Below are 16635 nucleotides of genomic sequence, written 5' to 3'. Positions count from 1 at the left end.
TAACCATCAGTATCTTAAGAATTACTTCCACCAAGCTCTGGCTTGGATAACTTCAAGGTGATTTAAACCTTCAGGCAATTTTACTTTTTTACGAGCTGGTTTTGCTAAACCAAGTGCTATTTTTAGAGAAGTAAACATAGGGTTCTCCTTAAGCTATTTGAGTGTCTAGGACTTTAAGGCCCGGGATACTGGCTGTTTGCATGTCGAGCACCTTAAGGCCTGGGATACTGGCGGTTTGGGTGTCGAGCACTTTAAGGCCTGGGATACTGGCGGTTTGGGTGTCGAGCACTTTAAGGCCCGAATGCTGGCGGTTTGGGTGTCGAGCACTTTAAGGCCCGGAATGCTGGCGGTTTGGGTGTCGAGCACTTTAAGGCCCGGAATGCTGGCGGTTTGGGTGTCTAGCACTTTAAGGCCTGGGATACTGGCAGTTTGCATGTCCAGCACTTTAAGGCCCGGAATGCTGGCGGTTTGGGTGTCTAGCACTTTAAGGCCTGGGATGCTGGCGGTTTGGGTGTCTAGCACTTTAAGACCTGGGATGCTGGCGGTTTGGGTGTCTAGCACTTTAAGGCCCGGAATGCTGGCGGTTTGGGTGTCTAGCACTTTAAGGCCTGGGATACTGGCAGTTTGCATGTCTAGCACTTTAAGGCCAGGAATGCTGGCAGTTTGACTTTCGAGCTCATTTAGCGCGGTTACGCTAGCAAAAGATAATGCCGATAAAACTGCTACTGTAATCATTCCTTTAATCATTTTAATCTCTCTTATATTTAGTAATTCAGGCTCAGGGTTAAATAACAATATTATTTTGACAACTGAACTTGTATTTGCATTTGTTATGCCAAATATAAGAGAGAGTGATTTATTTTTTTATTTGGATTTCGTTGATGGTATCAAACTTAAGTTTATCGGCAGCAAGCATTAACTCAAAGTCAGCTTCTTTAATAGGTTTGCTATAGATATAACCTTGAATCTCTTCACAATTAAGTGCTTTTAAGATGTTTAATTGAGCCGTTTGTTCTACACCTTCACCTACCACAGTAAGTCCCATATTGTGGGCTATGGTAATAATTGAATCGACCATCTTGAGATCTCGGTCGGATTTATCAATGTCATCAACAAAAGTTTTATCAATTTTTAAGCAGTTAATCGGGAATCTTTTTAGATATGACAAAGAGGAGTAACCGGTACCAAAGTCGTCAAGTGCCAAGCTAACGCCCATTTTAGCTAATTGTTGCATCACCTTAATCGCTTGCTCTGGATTTTTAATCACAGTCCCTTCAGTGATCTCAAGTTCTAAGTGTTTAGCTGGTAATTTTGTGAGTCGTAAAATTGACTCTATTCGTTGTTGCAGATCAGGAAGAGCAAATTGCCTTGACGATAAATTGACAGCGACTCTGCCACTAAACAGGCCTGATTCGAGCCATTTTTGCGCGGCAAAGCAAGCTTTTCTTAGCACCACGTCACCAATTTCAACAATCAAACCATTTTCTTCGGCCAAAGGAATAAATTCATTCGGTCCTATTAAGCCTAATTTAGGATGATTTAATCTTACTAATGCTTCCATACCGGTGAGACGATCTTTCTTCACATCAATTTTAGGTTGGTAATAGACTTCAAATAAATCGTCTTTGAGTGCTTCTCTGATTAAGGTTTCTATTTCAAGTTGACGTAATGCGTTTTGGTTTAATGATTCTGAATAGAACTGATAGCGATTACCACCACCAGATTTTGCGTGATACATGGCGATGTCTGCTTTACGTAATAATGCTTGCTCGTTTTGCTCATCTTCAGGGTAAAGCACAATACCAATACTAATACCGAGTACGAGTGAATCATTATTAAGAATAAAAGCCGGCTTTAAACAATTAATCACTTGTGTGGCAATGGCGGCGCATGCACCTATATCAGGATGTTGATCGACGAGTAAGGCAAATTCATCTCCTCCAAGGCGATATAGGCTGGCATGTTTGGGAATGGCTAATTTAATTCGCTCTGCTACACCAATTAATAAATCATCACCAATCTGATGGCCTAAAGAATCGTTAATACGCTTAAAATTATCTAAATCAAGCACCATTAACGTATGATGAATATCTTTTTTGACTAGGTTACTCAGTGTGACTTGCAAACTAGAGCGATTAGGTAAACCGGTAAGTAAGTCATTGTTAGTCAGCTTTCTGAGTTCTTCTTCCTGTTGTTTACGACGTGTTATATCTGAGAAAACACCGACGTAATGGCTGGTTTCGCCTTGTTCATTGTAGATGGCATCAATGGTTAGCTCCATTAAGAAAAAATTGTCTTTACCTTTACTGGCTTCAATTTCGCCGCTCCAACGACCTTGTTGTTTTAGTAAGTTTCTTATTTGTTCAGAATAGCTCGCTGGATAGCGAGTGAAGTTGAGTATTTCATCGACAAATTTTTCTCTTGTTAATTCACTGAGTTCACAGCAAGCTTCATTCACTTCAACAAATTGATATTTTTCATCAAGAATAAACATCCCCTCAGAGATATTTTCAATAGCTCTTGCGAATAAACGCAATTGCTCTTCTGCTTGTTTTATATTATTGATGTCTTTAATTGTACCAGTCATACGCAAAGGTCGATCTTTTTGATCGCGCTCGACAATTTTTGCTCTATCTAAAATCCATATCCATTGCTGGTTACGTGCTTTGACTCGATATGCTATTTCAAAATGGTCTGTCAGTGCGCTAAAGTGATCATTTAACGCTTTGGTCACCCGTTCTCTATCAAGAGGGTGGATATTACTTTCTTCATCAGGATTACCCGAGCGACGACCGTATTGAGGGAAGTCTAAAGAGCCCCAGATATTCGAACGGTAAATTTTGCCACTTTCAATATCCCAGTCCCACATCTCATCGCCACTTCCCCACAGAGACAGTTTTAACCGCTCTTCGCTTTGGGCTATTTGTTTTTGGATTTGTCTACGGCGGATTGCTGACTTTATAAATAAAGAAATTATAAATAAAGTAACAATCATATATGTAAATAATGCTAATTTTGATAACCACCAAGGTGGAGTTATAGTCACTTTTAACTTTCTTTCTTCAGTTCGTTTCCCTGTTAGATTATTTTCTGCAAATAATCTAAATGTGTAATCCCCTGCCGATAAGTTTGTATACGTGACAGTGTCATTACCATTCGTAGATAACCAGTTTCTTTCTAAATCTTCTAGGTAATAAAAGAATTCATAATCATCATTTCTATCACCTAAAACATTAAACTTAATACTAAACGGGTAATCTGAATATTTTAATACAATCTCAGGAAGACTTTCTAGAGGTGATGGTAATATTTTATCGCCTAATTTTACTTTAGTGTTAAATAAAAATAAATCTTGAAGGTGAATTTTTTTTGTTTTCAAACTTTCTATATGTGAGATACTAGCAATTGGATCAATCAAGCTTATGCCATCATTGCTACCTAATAAAATCTGATTGTCAATGATTAACGACGATTGTGTATTATAATCTTCTAGCGAACCATTTTTAATCTTGAGTGTGTAAGTTTTATTATTTTTTAAATCTAGAATGCTAACTTCTCTATTCGATGTAGCTGTGAGTGTATTGTTAAGTTTAGTAATAGAATAAATTACTTTTTTCCTATCTAATACTTTTTTTATATTTGATTCTGTTTTTGTATTGATGGAGTAAATTGAGTTTCTTGTTCCAAAGTAAACTTCTTCATCATTTTTAATAATATTAAAAACAAAGTCGTCACTATATATTGTTTCTAATTTATTGTTTTTTTAATGTTATTAAACCATTCTGAGATGCGATCCATAATGTATCCTCAATTAACAATGTGTCGTAGATTGGATAGCCAGTTTTTGGAATTATCTGAGATGTTCTAAACTCTGAGTTATTTAATAAGTCTATTGTAAATATATCACCTTCAAATGTTGATATATATAACTTTTCATTAAACTCTTTTATACTGAAAATTGTACCACTGATAACCTTTTTTTCTTTCTCATTTGGTTTTAGTTTGTTTTTAAGAAATAAGCCTGAAGGTGAGCCTATCCATATAATATTATTTTTTACAAATACTGATTTTGGTCCATGAGGTATATCAGTCGCAATGTCTCTAATTAACTTAAGGTTAAGATCATAAACATGTATTGTATCAGTGTTATTTACTAAAAATATATTCTCTGAGTCCTTTGTCATAGACCAAGCCCCAGTACTATTATTGTTGATTTTTTTTATTATATTATTATCTTTAGATATTTTTATAAATCCATCAATATAATTAGAAATATAGATGTTTTTGTTTACTTTCTTTATAAAGGCTTTTTTTAGTTTTTTTGCATCAATGTTTATAGACCCTATGGGAGATGTCATTATTTCCCCATCTAAAAAGTCTATGTTTAGTATGTTATTTTCACGAATGGCTATATTGCCATCCGTGTCATAATCGATACTAGTTAAATTTAAGTTGGATATTTTTTTTAAAACTTTATCATAAAGATATAAACCATCTTCATTTGCCATTATAATTTGGTCGTCAATCAAGGATAAATCATTTGATTGATCCATTATTTCAATAATCAGTCCTGTTTTATTTTGCTTTTCAAAAACACTGCCTTCATAATTTCTTATATAGAAATTGTTTTTGAATTTAATTACTTTTTTTACTTCTTTAATTTTTTCGTTTTTTAATGAAGACATAATATTTAAAGAGGTATTGTCGTAAGATATAAATTCCTTATTTAATCCAATAAAGACTTCTCCATCTTGCTTTGATATAGACCAAATAGCTTGTTCGCCAATAAGTGTTGATATGCTATTTTTAGTAAATGATTCTGATTCTTTATCAAATTGAACAAAGCCTTTATCAGTGCCTACAAGTAAAATGCCGTTATCATCAATCAGTAAATTACGAATAAACGAACTAGGTAGTTCCCCTTTACCGCCATCGGCATAGAATTGCTTAAATTCATTACCGTCAAAACGGTTTAAGCCATTGATCGTTCCAACCCAAACGTAGCCTTCGTTATCTTCAACAATGGCCGTAACGGTGTCTTGGGATAAACCATCTACAACGCCGTAGTTAGTATAATTTAGCAGTAGATCGAAATTTGATTCTGTTTTGTCAGCTTCAATGGCTGTAGCGCCGAAGCTAAAAATAAAATAAACACATATGAAGAGTAAAATTTTAGGCATAATTTTTATACTTATTCTCTTTCGATGCCGCAAAGAAGTCGATGATTTGTCTACTTTTTCAGAAACTAAGGGCTTTGTCAAAAGCATGTTAACAAAAAAGGTCTGATTGATAGAATATTAGTCAATTATTACCATAAAATGCTTAAATAACTATTTTTTAATCAACTAGTTAACTAATACGAAAGTTTTATTTGGTATTTCGTACTATTAATTGTAGCTAAGACGATTTGTTAACATAATGGTAGCCTACTTGGTATATGACGCCTTTTAGCTAAAGACATTTGCTAAAACTGAAATTTATCAGCTTGCTGTTTAAATGTTTTTAAGTCTTCGATCATATTATCTGAACTTAAGCTTGCTTGATTGTGATGTTGATCTCCACTGTTAAATAGGACTAAACGATCACAATCTTTACTGCGCATGTGCGCGACCATAAACTTAATCAAGTCTGCTCTGGTGAGTTTTTCGACTTCCGATACGACCATTTCACGTTGATTAAATTCATAGTCTCGATTACCTAAGCTTACCCAGTAGCGTTGGCTGCGGGTTTTTAGGTTGGTATCGTGTTCCATGATTTGGCTAATCATGCCTTGCTTGGTGCTTTCCCATTGTTCATTCGTTATTTGCATCACTGCATAATTAAAGTCAGCGATGAATTCATCTATAGCTTCAAGAAGTTGCCTTGGCCCCGTAGTAGGGGACTGCACATAAAAAATTATTCCAGGGTGTCTGTTTAACGGTAAATAACCTGTTCCCACCATATAGCCCAATTGCTGTTTGGTGCGCAGTTCATGAAAAAAGGTTGATGACATCGTATGGTTTAATAAACTGAATAATGCAACACGTTCGGGAGTCGCCTTTCGGGACTGATAGTAAACAATAATCGCGCTATCTTGATGAGCAATTGTTTTCTCCCGCAGTAATGAACCTCTTTTATCCAGATTAATCAATTCGCGTGATGCTTCTGCGCTTGGTTTTGTGACTAATGATAATAAATGCTGTAAGCGCTTGCCTAGTTGCAGCGCTTCTTCAACCAGCCAGTCACCGTATACTAGGCCTTCAAGATAAATTTTTTCATAAAATACACTTACATGTTGATGTAAATCATCAAGGCTTAGCAGCGTAAGTTCTTCAGCCATTCTGGCCGGTTCAAAACTTCTTTTTTGCAGTGTCACGGTTAGGCTGGTAAATAACTGTGATATCGGTTTGGCTTGAGCAACGTTATTCCAACTACGTAATATCTGATTTTTAATCATGTTAAAGCGTTGTTCGGTAAAGTTACGCTCGCGGGCTTTATTGATGATTAGAGTGAGCAGTTTTTCTTGGTTACCAGTAAAACCGGTTAAATGCAGAGTAATACCACCTTGGTGGGGATAAATATTATAGTTAAGCCCAGCAACCTCTGCTTGGTATGTTGGTTCTGCTAGGTAATCAATTAGCATTTCAACGTACAGTCTTGTTAATGCTGCTTGTCTTGGTGTTGAGCTAGCTTGCTCTGAGTCTAGCGATAAATATAAATGCCCTTTAGGGACATTAAATTCATCATCTTTTTTATGCCAAATGCGATAACCTTCGCCTTCAGCAACAATGGTTGGTACTTGTGTATTGCTTTTGTTTGCTCGAGCTTGCGGATTGGCGACAATAAACGGATTTTTTTCAGGCAGCTTGAGCTCATCTCTAATGGAGACTAATGACCATTTTGCGATTTGCTGGGGCTGTAATGCTCTAACTTGATAAGAAGTGTTGTACCAATCAGCGTGACTATCTACTAGAGACTCTTTCGCTACTGTGAGCAAACGCATGTTGCTCACCGACATCATACCAAGCAGTTGTGTAGTTTCATCCTCGAGCATTTCATCCATGCGATAGTCACCATAGATAATGTCTTCAATATCGTAATGGTGCATGTTAATACTAAGATGACTCGCTAGATCCAAGGTTTTAATTTGTTCTTGAAACCGAAATGCCGTATCAAGTAAGTTGGCTCGTTCTTGGTAACGCCACGCTTGAATACCTTGCTGTTTAATTAACTCGATGTATTCAAAAACACAGCTAACCACTTCATCAAGTTCTATCAATCCTTTGTCGGTTAATTGTATGCTGATTGAGTAATCTTTAAAGTTGTAGCCATTAACACCACCGCCTGCAGATAAATTATTGGCTAGCCCATGTATTTTTAAATACGAAAGCAAACTTCCCGGACTTTCATTACCGAGTAAGTGGCTGATAAATGTAAGCGGTTTACGTTTATAAAATTGGTCTATCTCTGGCAGGGAAAAACTAATACTGACTCGTTTTTGATCTTTTAACGGTATTATTTGTATGTGCTTTTGTTGTTCAGCCTGTGTTATTAAAGCTTCACAAGGATAGTGTTTACTTACATTTCTATTGAGGATGTTTGAAAAGTATTGCTCAACAATGCTTTCTAGTTTGGCTATAGGGCAGGGGGCTACCACGCACAATGTCATGATATTTGCGCTGTAATGTTGTTGATAAAAAGCCAGCAGCTCATCTCTTATGCCTGCTTGTTTGCCTGCTAAGGTTGTTTGGTTACCTACAGAGAATTTTGAAAACGGATGCTTTGGGTTAACGGTTTCTTTTTGGACTTGATAAACACGGCGAATGTCATCTTTTAATTTCAAACTGAATTCAGATTCGATTGCTTGCCTTTCTCTATCAACCAGCTCTAAATCAAACTTAGGTGCAATGAAAAATTGACTAAATCTGTCTAGTGAACCTTCTAAGGCTTCAGCGTTAATACTGTAGAAAAAATTTGTTTGTTCAGTACCTGTCCATGCATTATTACTGCCGCCATGTTGATTAATGTAAGCATGATACTCGCCTGAGTCTGGATATTTTTCAGTCCCTAAAAACAACATATGTTCAAGAAAATGTGCCATACCAGGACGCTCAACCGGATCGTCAAAATGACCAACACTTACCGCCATAGAAGCAGCGGCTTGATTTGATTGCATATCTTCAACCAGCAGTACTTTGAGTTGGTTATTTAACACTCGATATTGGTACTGGCGATGATCATTTTGGCTTTTATAAACTGCTGGAAATTCAGGCAAGAGGAGGCTCCAGAAAAGATAACTTGTTATATATTGATCTTGTTATTACTTTTTAGCAAATTACCTTGGGCAGTTTTATCCTATTATCGACTAAAGTTTATCTTAATATGCTTAATTCTAGGTTTGTTGTTACGAGGATTAACGCTACAATTGGGTCATAATGAGAATAAAAATATCTTGAGAGAAGTATGCAGCTATTTTTGATGCGCCATGGTGAAGCGAGTTTGAATGCACCGTCAGACAGAGAACGAAAGTTAACTGACAATGGTCGAATTCAGACGGGCGATATGGCTAATTGGTTAGCAAGACAAGTCAGTCATTTTGACTTGGTGATTGTGAGTCCGTATTTACGATCTCAGCAAACATGGCAAAAAGTCAGTAAACACTTACCTGAACCGCGTAAGTTGCTGGTACTTGACGATGTTACTCCTTCCGGTGATGCAATAAGAGCGGTTGATCTTGTCTTGGCTTATGCCGAACAATATAAGGCAGATAATGTCTTGGTTATTGCTCATATGCCTCTTTTAGGCTTTATGGTTAGTGAGCTTGTGGCTGGTATGGAACCGCCTTTGTTTGCTACTTCTGCAGTGGCTCATATTGACAAACATGCTCAAAATGCCAGTTTCGTAGCAATGACAGCACCACATCAAGTTGTTGTGTAATGGTAATTGCGTGTTGAATAAAACCAGTTTGCAAAAAAGGTAAGTGGTTACTTACCTTTTTACTGTCCACGCTTATTTTCTCAAATTAACGTCGGTGAGGATGATCACCAATATCAATCAATACTAACAACGCTGCATCGCCGCCCCATTCTTTTGGTGCTTGGTGAAAGGCTTTTACGTTTGGATGTTGTGCTAGCCACATTGGCGTTTGTTGCTTTAAAATTCCCATTCCATAACCGTGCATTACACTGCAACATATTATGCTTTGCTTAACGCATGCTTGAATCAGCGCCGCTAATTCAAGTTTGGCTTCTGCTTGTCGCATTCCATGTAAATCTAACAATAGGTCGGGTGAATAGTCCCCGCGTCTTAAACGTTTCAATTCATGTTTATCTGTGTTGGAATTAATCCAGCGCATAGGTCCATCGACCGGCATAAGCGGCTGATATATGTCCGAAAAATAACTATCAGCATGAATCTGACGTTCTTTGGTTTCGAACTGTTTTTTGGCTTTGACTGGCTGTTTAAAGTGGTGAGTATCTTGCCGTAGCGGTTTGATATCTGCGATTAATGCACTAAACAGCGATGAGTCTGCATAATTATCGTGTTTCATAAGCGTATTGTATTGAATTCTAGGTCATCTTAATAGACATCAGTTACAATAGCGCAGAACAATTTTTAAGGAGTGTGTTTTGGATAAGATCTTTGTAGATGAAGCTGTCACTGAGTTAAGTACCATCGCTGATATGTTACGTTGGGCTGTTAGCCGTTTTAATGATGCCAATATTTATTATGGCCACGGAACGGATAATGCTTGGGATGAAGCGATTGCATTGGTTTTTCATGCTCTACACTTACCTGAAGAAATCGGCCAGCAAGTTATTTTAAGTAATTTAACCAGTAGCGAAAAACACAAAATCGTTGAGTTGATCATTCGTCGAGTTCGTGAGCGCTTACCTGTACCGTATTTAACCAATAAAGCCAATTTTGCCGGGCTTGAATTTTATGTTGATGAACGCGTGCTTGTACCGCGTTCACCGATTGCTGAAATGATTAATAATCAATTTAGCCCTTGGTTGTACAACAAGCCAGTTAATCGCATTATGGATTTGTGTACTGGCAGTGCTTGTATTGCCATTGCTTGTGCTTATGCATTTGAAGATGCAGAAGTGGACGCATTAGATATTAGTGAAGATGCGCTTGAAGTTGCTCAGATTAATATTGAATCATTGGGCGTGTTAGATCGTGTTTTCCCTATGCAATCTGATTTATTCTCGGCTATTTCTAAAGGCCCACATTACGACTTAATTGTTTCTAACCCGCCATATGTAGATGCCCAAGATATTGGTGACATGCCAGAAGAGTATCATCACGAACCTGCGATTGGATTAGCGTCTGGTAATGACGGCTTAGATTTAACCAAGCGTATCTTAGCTAATGCAGCAGATTATCTTACCGAAACCGGTTTACTGGTCGTTGAAGTAGGTAATTCAATGGTGCATTTGATTGAGCAGTATCCGGATATGCCGTTTACTTGGGTTGATTTTGAATTTGGCGGTGATGGTGTGTTTGTATTGACCCGTGATCAGCTAGTTGAAAATGAATCACTTTTCGCCATCTATAAAGATAGTGAATAATAGGCAGGTACAGCAAACGCATTACTGTAAATTTAAATAGAGGTAGTTAACGCTCATGTCAGGAAATAGTATCGGTCAAAATTTTGTGGTGACAACTTTTGGTGAAAGCCATGGTGTCGCGTTAGGTTGTATTATTGACGGCTGTCCGCCAGGACTTGAGTTAGCAGTTGAAGATATGCAGCATGATTTAGATCGCCGTCGTCCTGGCACGTCTCGCTATACTACTGCTCGTCGGGAAGCTGATGAAGTGAGAATTTTGTCAGGTGTCTTTGAAGGCAAAACCACTGGCACCTCTATTGGTTTATTGATTGAAAATACCGATCAACGCAGCCAAGATTACTCCGATATTAAAGACACCTTTCGTCCCGGTCATGCTGATTATACTTATCAACAAAAGTACGGCATGCGTGATTACCGTGGCGGTGGCCGTTCGTCTGCGCGTGAAACGGCAATGCGTGTTGCCGCGGGTGCCGTAGCTAAAAAATATCTCAAGCAAGTTCATGGCATTGAAATTTATGGCTACCTTGCTCAATTAGGACCTATTTGTGCTGAGACTATCGATTTAGCTCAAATTGAACAAAATGCATTTTTCTTTCCTGATGCCGCTAAGTTAGAAGCATTAGATGAGTATATGCGTGGCTTGCGCAAATCCGGCGACTCAGTTGGTGCCAAAGTTACCGTTGTCGCGACTGGCGTACCAGTGGGCTTAGGCGAGCCAGTATTTGACCGTCTCGATGCCGACATTGCCCATGCATTGATGGGCATTAATGCGGTTAAAGGTGTTGAAATTGGTGATGGCTTCGGGGTTGTTACTCAAAAAGGTTCCGAAGGTCGCGACTTAATGTCTCCACAAGGTTTTGCCTCTAATCATGCTGGTGGCGTTTTGGGTGGAATTTCATCTGGTCAGCCAGTCGTTGCCCATATTGCGTTAAAACCCACCTCAAGCATTAGCGTGCCAGGCCAAAGCATTACAGTGCAGGGCGAGAGTATTGAGATGATCACCAAAGGTCGCCATGATCCTTGTGTGGGCATTCGTGCCGTTCCTATTGCTGAAGCGATGCTAGCCATTGTTTTAATGGATCATTTATTAAGACATCGTGCTCAAAACCATGATGTAACCAGTCAAACGCCAGTTATCGGAATGCGCTAATGTCCTCAGTTAAGCGCGCCGAGCCAGATTTACGCTGGCTCGGCGCTTGTTATTTTTTCTTTTTTTCCATTCTCGGCATTATGGTTCCCTATTTGGGCGTTTTCTTTGATAGTCGAGGATTCAATGCCCAAGAAATTGGTTTTCTCTTGGCAATACTGATGGCGACTCGAATTGTTGCGCCTAATGTGTGGGCTGCTGTGGCTGATCGCACCGGTATGCGCTCAGAACTGATTAAGCTGGGATCCTTTGCCGCTGCGATTACTTACACCAGTTTTTTCTTTGATGGTAGCTTCATATATCTCGCGGTCAGTCTGGCTATTTATACCTTCTTTTGGAATTCGATTCTTGCTCAATTAGAAGTAATTACCTTAGAAACCTTAGGTGATAAAGCAGAGCGTTATGGGGCTATTCGCAGTTGGGGCAGTGTGGGATATATCGTGCTGGTGATCAGTGGTGGCCTGGCAATTGATCACTGGGGGCCAGAAGTATTGCCTTATATGGGGATGATATTATTTTTAGGTTTATTTGCTTGCTCGCTCCCATTACCCGCTAATCGCAGTGTGGTGGTCAATAAATCTGAACGGCCCAAGCTGACATTTGATGCATCATTAGTGTGGTTTATGTTATCGGCAATGTTATTGCAGATGAGTGTAGGGCCATTTTATGGCTTCTTTGTATTGTATTTAAAACAGGTCGGCTACTCTGAAACAATTGCTGGAATACTGGTTGCTTTAGGCGTTTTAGCTGAAATTGTGATCTTTTTCTATTCATCGCGTCTTATCCGCCAATATGGTATTCGAGTGTTACTGGTGGTGAGTCTTTTGCTGACTTCGGTTCGCTGGTTATTGTTAGCGTTTGGCGTTGAACATGTTTCATTATTAATCGTCAGCCAATTATTACATGCATTTACTTTTGGCTTAGTGCATGCAGCATCAATTCATTTTATTCATCGGCATTTTAATGTCAGTCACCGCAGCACTGGGCAGGCATTATATGCCAGTGTTAGTTTTGGGGTGGGCGGTGCACTAGGTACATGGATAAGCGGCATGATTTGGGGCGATGGTAGTCAAACCATGTGGGTGTGGGTATTTGCTGCAAGCTGTGCATTGCTATCAATGTTTGCGGTACTGATGATCCCCAACATCAATGGTGAAGCAGCTACAAATACAACCACTGCTCAAGGTTAATTAAAACAGTATTGTCGTTATAGCAAGGAGTTGATGTGAAACGTTTTCGCTTAGGAATTATCATTAATCCACTCGCTGGTTTAGGCGGGAGTGTCGGCTTAAAAGGCTCTGATGGTGTAGCTAATGAAGCCTTAGCTAAAGGCGCCATACCTAAAGCACAACAACGTATGCAACAGGCTTTGGATGTCATTTTACCGTTTGCTGAACAAATCGATATTATTACCGCATCTGGTGACATGGGCGGGTTGTTATGTCGCCAAATGGGCTTTAGCACTCAAGAGGTGTATCGCGCTATTGAGACTCGCTCTGCTGAAAAAACATCTGCGCTAGATACACAGCAAGCGGTTAAATGCTTACTTGAGCATCAATTAGATTTGCTGTTATTTGCCGGTGGTGATGGTACTGCTCGTGATATTTACGCTGTTGTTGATGATTCTTTCCCTGTACTGGGCGTTCCCGCTGGAGTGAAAATTCATTCTGGAGTGTATGGCATTACTCCGCATGCATCGGGTGTAGTGGTCCGTATGCTATTAAACGGTGAGTTAGTCAGTTTGATGTCAGCCGATGTTATGGATATCGATGAAGTTGCGTTTAGGCAAGGCATTGTAAAAGCGAGACGATTCGGTGAGATGACGGTTCCTGCAGAGCCGCGTTACATACAAGCCGTTAAAATGGGCGGAAAAGAAGTCGATGAATTAGTGCTGGCCGACATTGCCGCTGACATAATTGAATCCATGGACGATGAACTTTATATTATGGGGTCTGGCAGCACAGTTGCCGCCGTAATGGAAGATTTAGGCTTAGCTAATACCTTGCTCGGTGTTGATGTTATTCAACATAAACAGATTGTGGCTCAGGATGTAACGGCGCAGCAACTGCTCACGTTCATTACGGATAAAAAAACGTATCCCAGCGTAAAACTGGTGATCACTTTAATCGGCGGGCAAGGGCATATTTTAGGTCGAGGTAATCAGCAGTTGTCACCTGATCTCATCAGACAAATAGAAAAAGACAATATTTTAATCTTAGCGACAAAAACTAAGTTAAAAGCACTTGAAGGCAGGCCACTTATTGTGGATAGTGGCGACCCTGAATTAGATAAAGCACTCACTGGCTATTACAAAATAGTCACGGGTTACCATGATTACGTGATGTATCAAGTAGCCAACCCAGATTTAGTGGAGAACTAGAACATGTTAGAACAGTACGATGCAGCATTAGAGTCCTGGATTGAAGACAGTGTTAGCCACAGCGACGATGATGCATTGTTTGCTTGTGGTTATTTACAAGGCCATGTCGCCGTTGTGTTAGCCGAATTAGAAATAGAGGCTGAACAAGATTTAGCAGCACTGGATCAAAAATTAGTTAAGTGCCTTGCCTTGGCAAATGAAGAATTAGATGAACATGATTTTTCATTAGTGGAAGCTGCGTGGCAGCAATTACGTCAACGTATTGTTGCTCAAGCAGCATAACTGGAATAGATAAACAGCTTTTATGGTAAATCCTTCTTCGCAAGTGACTATTGGTTTAGTCAATCCTAAGACTCCGGTTAATGTTGGCGGTATTATGCGTGCAGCAGGCTGTTACGGTGTTGGTAATGTTTGCTATACCGGAAAACGCTACGAATTAGCAGCGAAGTCAGGAGATGCTCAATACGATGTTGACACTAAAGATGCAGCTAAACGGATTCCTCTAGTGGGTGTCGAATCACTACTTGATAGCGTGCCAGAAGGGGCGACGATAGTCTGTGTTGATCTGGTAGTAGGTGCTACGCCGCTGCCTATATTTATTCATCCCGACAATGCGTTTTATATATTTGGCCCAGAAGATGGCACTATTCCACAGCAATTAATTGATGCTGCTGAGAATGTTGTCTACGTCCCCACAGTGGGCTGTATGAATTTAGCAGCTTCAGTGAATGTGTTGCTTTATGACCGATTAGCAAAAACAACTCAAGTTAGAGCCGATGATGAATTAATTAAGCAAAGCCGGGACAATAATAATCGCACCAGAGTAAAACATTGGTTGAAGTAAATTTATTTAAATCAATATTTTAGATAATAAAAATGCCGAACGAGAGATCTTTCGGCATTTTTATTATCACTGTAGCACCAGAGTAGAGATATGTTAAATAGTCGCTAGCTCTGGTACTTGAGTATTGCTTAGGTGCTGCTTCATGTTAGATTTAACGTTAGTGATATCCATATAATCTATGTTAATAAAAGCTTGATGAATTGGCTTATGTGGCAGATATGGTCGCCATAGTGATTATTGATAGTGATTTTGATATAAACCTAAAGTCATCATTATTCATTTGATGCCTTGGAACCAATCAATATTTTTCAATCAAGCCTGATTAGGCATAGCATTAGGCAGCAATATTTGGAGTATGTCATGTCGATATTAAACAATCTGGCTCAGTGGCTACCATTTGGAAAAGTACCTGAAATGGACGCCCAAGCGGTGTTTAAGCGACTTCAGAAAAATAGCATTCAAATAGTAGATGTTCGATCAAAAATGGAATGGGACAAGTCGCATATAGAAGGTTCGCTAAACCTGCCCATTACATCGCTTTCCATTAACACGATAAAACAGCTGCAATTATCACAAGAGATAACCACTGTCGTTATATGTCTCTCTGCCCATCGAAGCATTCCTGGAGTTAGAAAGCTTAAACATTATGGGTTTACTGATGTGTATCAACTTGAAGGTGGAATGCTCAGCTGGTGGAAATTAGCGTTGCCAATATCGAAATAACAGCAGAAAAAAGACGTTAACAATGACGTTAATATTTCTGCATGGTTGAGGATGTACCGTGTTGTTTAGGAGTATCAACAGCAGTTTTTTGATAACGCTGTAACACTTCACCTTCCAGAGCCCCCACAAGGTAATAAGTTAACCATTGTGAGCTAACTAGCACAATGGCTGATGAATTACATTGAAGATAGACATCTCAAAATATCTTTAAGCCCTAGGGTTATGTGAAATGATTATTATGCATGTGATAAGTTTTATTTTATAGGGAGCCTTGAAGCAATTACGATTCCGGTTCACATTATTGTCGGTGATAAGGAGCAGATGATGTCTTTGATGTATGATATTTTTTGAATCATAACTTACCTAAAACAGAGTTAACGATTATCGAAGCTCGAACTTACACGACCTTTTCTGACAGCCTGACTTAATCTATAAAACAATTGAGCAGTTTCTAGCAAGCCTCTAAAAAATGACAGTATTGAGTCCGAAGGTGCATTAATTGCTGTGCTTAGCTATGGGAATGGTTGCATTACGATGAGGTATTAGATGAATATAGGAAGTTTACTAATAGAAAATGGTTGCGGGAGTAGGACTTGATAAAAAGCTACCACCTTCGACTCTTTATTTATAAAAAGCTGAGCCCAACAAACAAGTGATTGATTTACGACCTTCGGGTTATGAGCCCGACGAGCTACCAACTGCTCCATCCCGCGTCCGATAAAACGCTATCAATTGTTTTTATTCTATTGATTAAAGAAATGATTGCGGGAGTAGGACTTGATAAAAAACTACGACCTTCGACTCTTTATTTATAAAAATCTGAGCCCGACAAGCTACCAACTGCTCTATCCTGTGTCCGAAAACACTATCAATTATTTTTATTCTATTGATTAAGAAATGGTTGCGGGAGTAGGACTTGAACCTACGACCTTCGGGTTATGAGCCCGACGAGCTACCAACTGCTCCATCCCGCGTCCGATAAAACGCT

General features: G+C 39.2%; 11 protein-coding genes, 2 tRNA genes and 1 pseudogene. 8 read left to right on the top strand and 6 right to left on the bottom strand.

All coding sequences use genetic code 11. From position 1 onward, the window contains the following. Window positions 1-165: 165 nt before the first annotated feature. From GW828_RS18525 to GW828_RS18510, 3 genes and pseudogenes are all read right to left on the bottom strand, one after another. A complete protein-coding gene (locus GW828_RS18525) occupies window positions 166-747 on the bottom strand; it encodes a hypothetical protein (RefSeq protein WP_273693544.1) in 582 nt (193 codons plus the stop codon). 109 nt (window positions 748-856) lie between these two features. After that, a pseudogene (locus GW828_RS19305) lies at window positions 857-5267 on the bottom strand (EAL domain-containing protein). Window positions 5268-5464: 197 nt separating this feature from the next. Next, window positions 5465-8254 (bottom strand): insulinase family protein, encoded by a 2790-nt coding sequence (locus tag GW828_RS18510; protein ID WP_273059605.1) that lies wholly within the window; start codon window positions 8252-8254, stop codon window positions 5465-5467. A 188-nt stretch (window positions 8255-8442) separates the two neighbouring features. Between GW828_RS18510 and sixA the strand changes: the two genes are divergently transcribed. Further along, complete coding sequence (gene sixA, locus GW828_RS18505) at window positions 8443-8916, top strand: phosphohistidine phosphatase SixA (protein WP_182697072.1); 474 nt, start codon at window positions 8443-8445, stop codon at window positions 8914-8916. Window positions 8917-9001: 85 nt separating this feature from the next. On the opposite strand, the gene smrB is transcribed toward sixA, so the two are convergent. After that, entirely contained in the window at window positions 9002-9529 is a 528-nt protein-coding gene (gene smrB / locus GW828_RS18500) for an endonuclease SmrB (protein WP_273059603.1), read from the bottom strand. Between the two features lie 79 nt (window positions 9530-9608). Between smrB and prmB the strand changes: the two genes are divergently transcribed. The 7 genes from prmB (at window position 9609) to GW828_RS18465 (ending at window position 15647) form a co-directional block, all read left to right on the top strand. Continuing rightward, window positions 9609-10553: a 50S ribosomal protein L3 N(5)-glutamine methyltransferase gene (prmB, locus tag GW828_RS18495; protein ID WP_124016324.1), complete on the top strand. Its 945-nt coding sequence runs from the start codon at window positions 9609-9611 to the stop codon at window positions 10551-10553. A 55-nt stretch (window positions 10554-10608) separates the two neighbouring features. Then, a complete protein-coding gene (gene aroC, locus GW828_RS18490; RefSeq protein ID WP_273059601.1) occupies window positions 10609-11703 on the top strand; it encodes a chorismate synthase in 1095 nt (364 codons plus the stop codon). Beyond that, on the top strand, window positions 11703-12890 hold the full coding sequence (locus tag GW828_RS18485) for an MFS transporter (protein WP_124016326.1): 1188 nt from the start codon (window positions 11703-11705) through the stop codon (window positions 12888-12890). The genes aroC and GW828_RS18485 overlap by 1 nt, the downstream gene beginning before the upstream one ends. Window positions 12891-12925: 35 nt before the next feature. Beyond that, complete coding sequence (locus GW828_RS18480; protein ID WP_182697071.1) at window positions 12926-14080, top strand: ATP-NAD kinase family protein; 1155 nt, start codon at window positions 12926-12928, stop codon at window positions 14078-14080. 3 nt (window positions 14081-14083) lie between these two features. Continuing rightward, window positions 14084-14362 carry a YfcL family protein gene (locus GW828_RS18475; protein WP_124016328.1) on the top strand — a complete coding sequence of 93 codons (279 nt, stop codon included), beginning with the start codon at window positions 14084-14086 and terminating at the stop codon, window positions 14360-14362. Window positions 14363-14384: 22 nt separating this feature from the next. Continuing rightward, entirely contained in the window at window positions 14385-14924 is a 540-nt protein-coding gene (locus tag GW828_RS18470; RefSeq protein ID WP_273059597.1) for an RNA methyltransferase, read from the top strand. 360 nt (window positions 14925-15284) lie between these two features. Next, window positions 15285-15647, top strand: coding sequence for a rhodanese-like domain-containing protein (locus GW828_RS18465; protein ID WP_273059595.1), 363 nt, complete (start codon window positions 15285-15287; stop codon window positions 15645-15647). Window positions 15648-16222: 575 nt separating this feature from the next. Here GW828_RS18465 and GW828_RS18460 read toward each other — a convergent pair. Continuing rightward, window positions 16223-16360, bottom strand: a tRNA-Met gene (locus GW828_RS18460). Window positions 16361-16545: 185 nt separating this feature from the next. After that, window positions 16546-16621 (bottom strand) — tRNA-Met (locus tag GW828_RS18455). Between the last annotated feature and the right edge of the window lie 14 nt (window positions 16622-16635).

The sequence above is a fragment of the Shewanella vesiculosa genome (assembly GCF_009994065.1).
GTDB classification, from domain to species: Bacteria; Pseudomonadota; Gammaproteobacteria; order Enterobacterales; family Shewanellaceae; genus Shewanella; species Shewanella vesiculosa.
The sequence above is the reverse complement of the archived record's forward strand: the minus strand, read 5'-3'. Positions and strand labels throughout refer to the sequence as shown.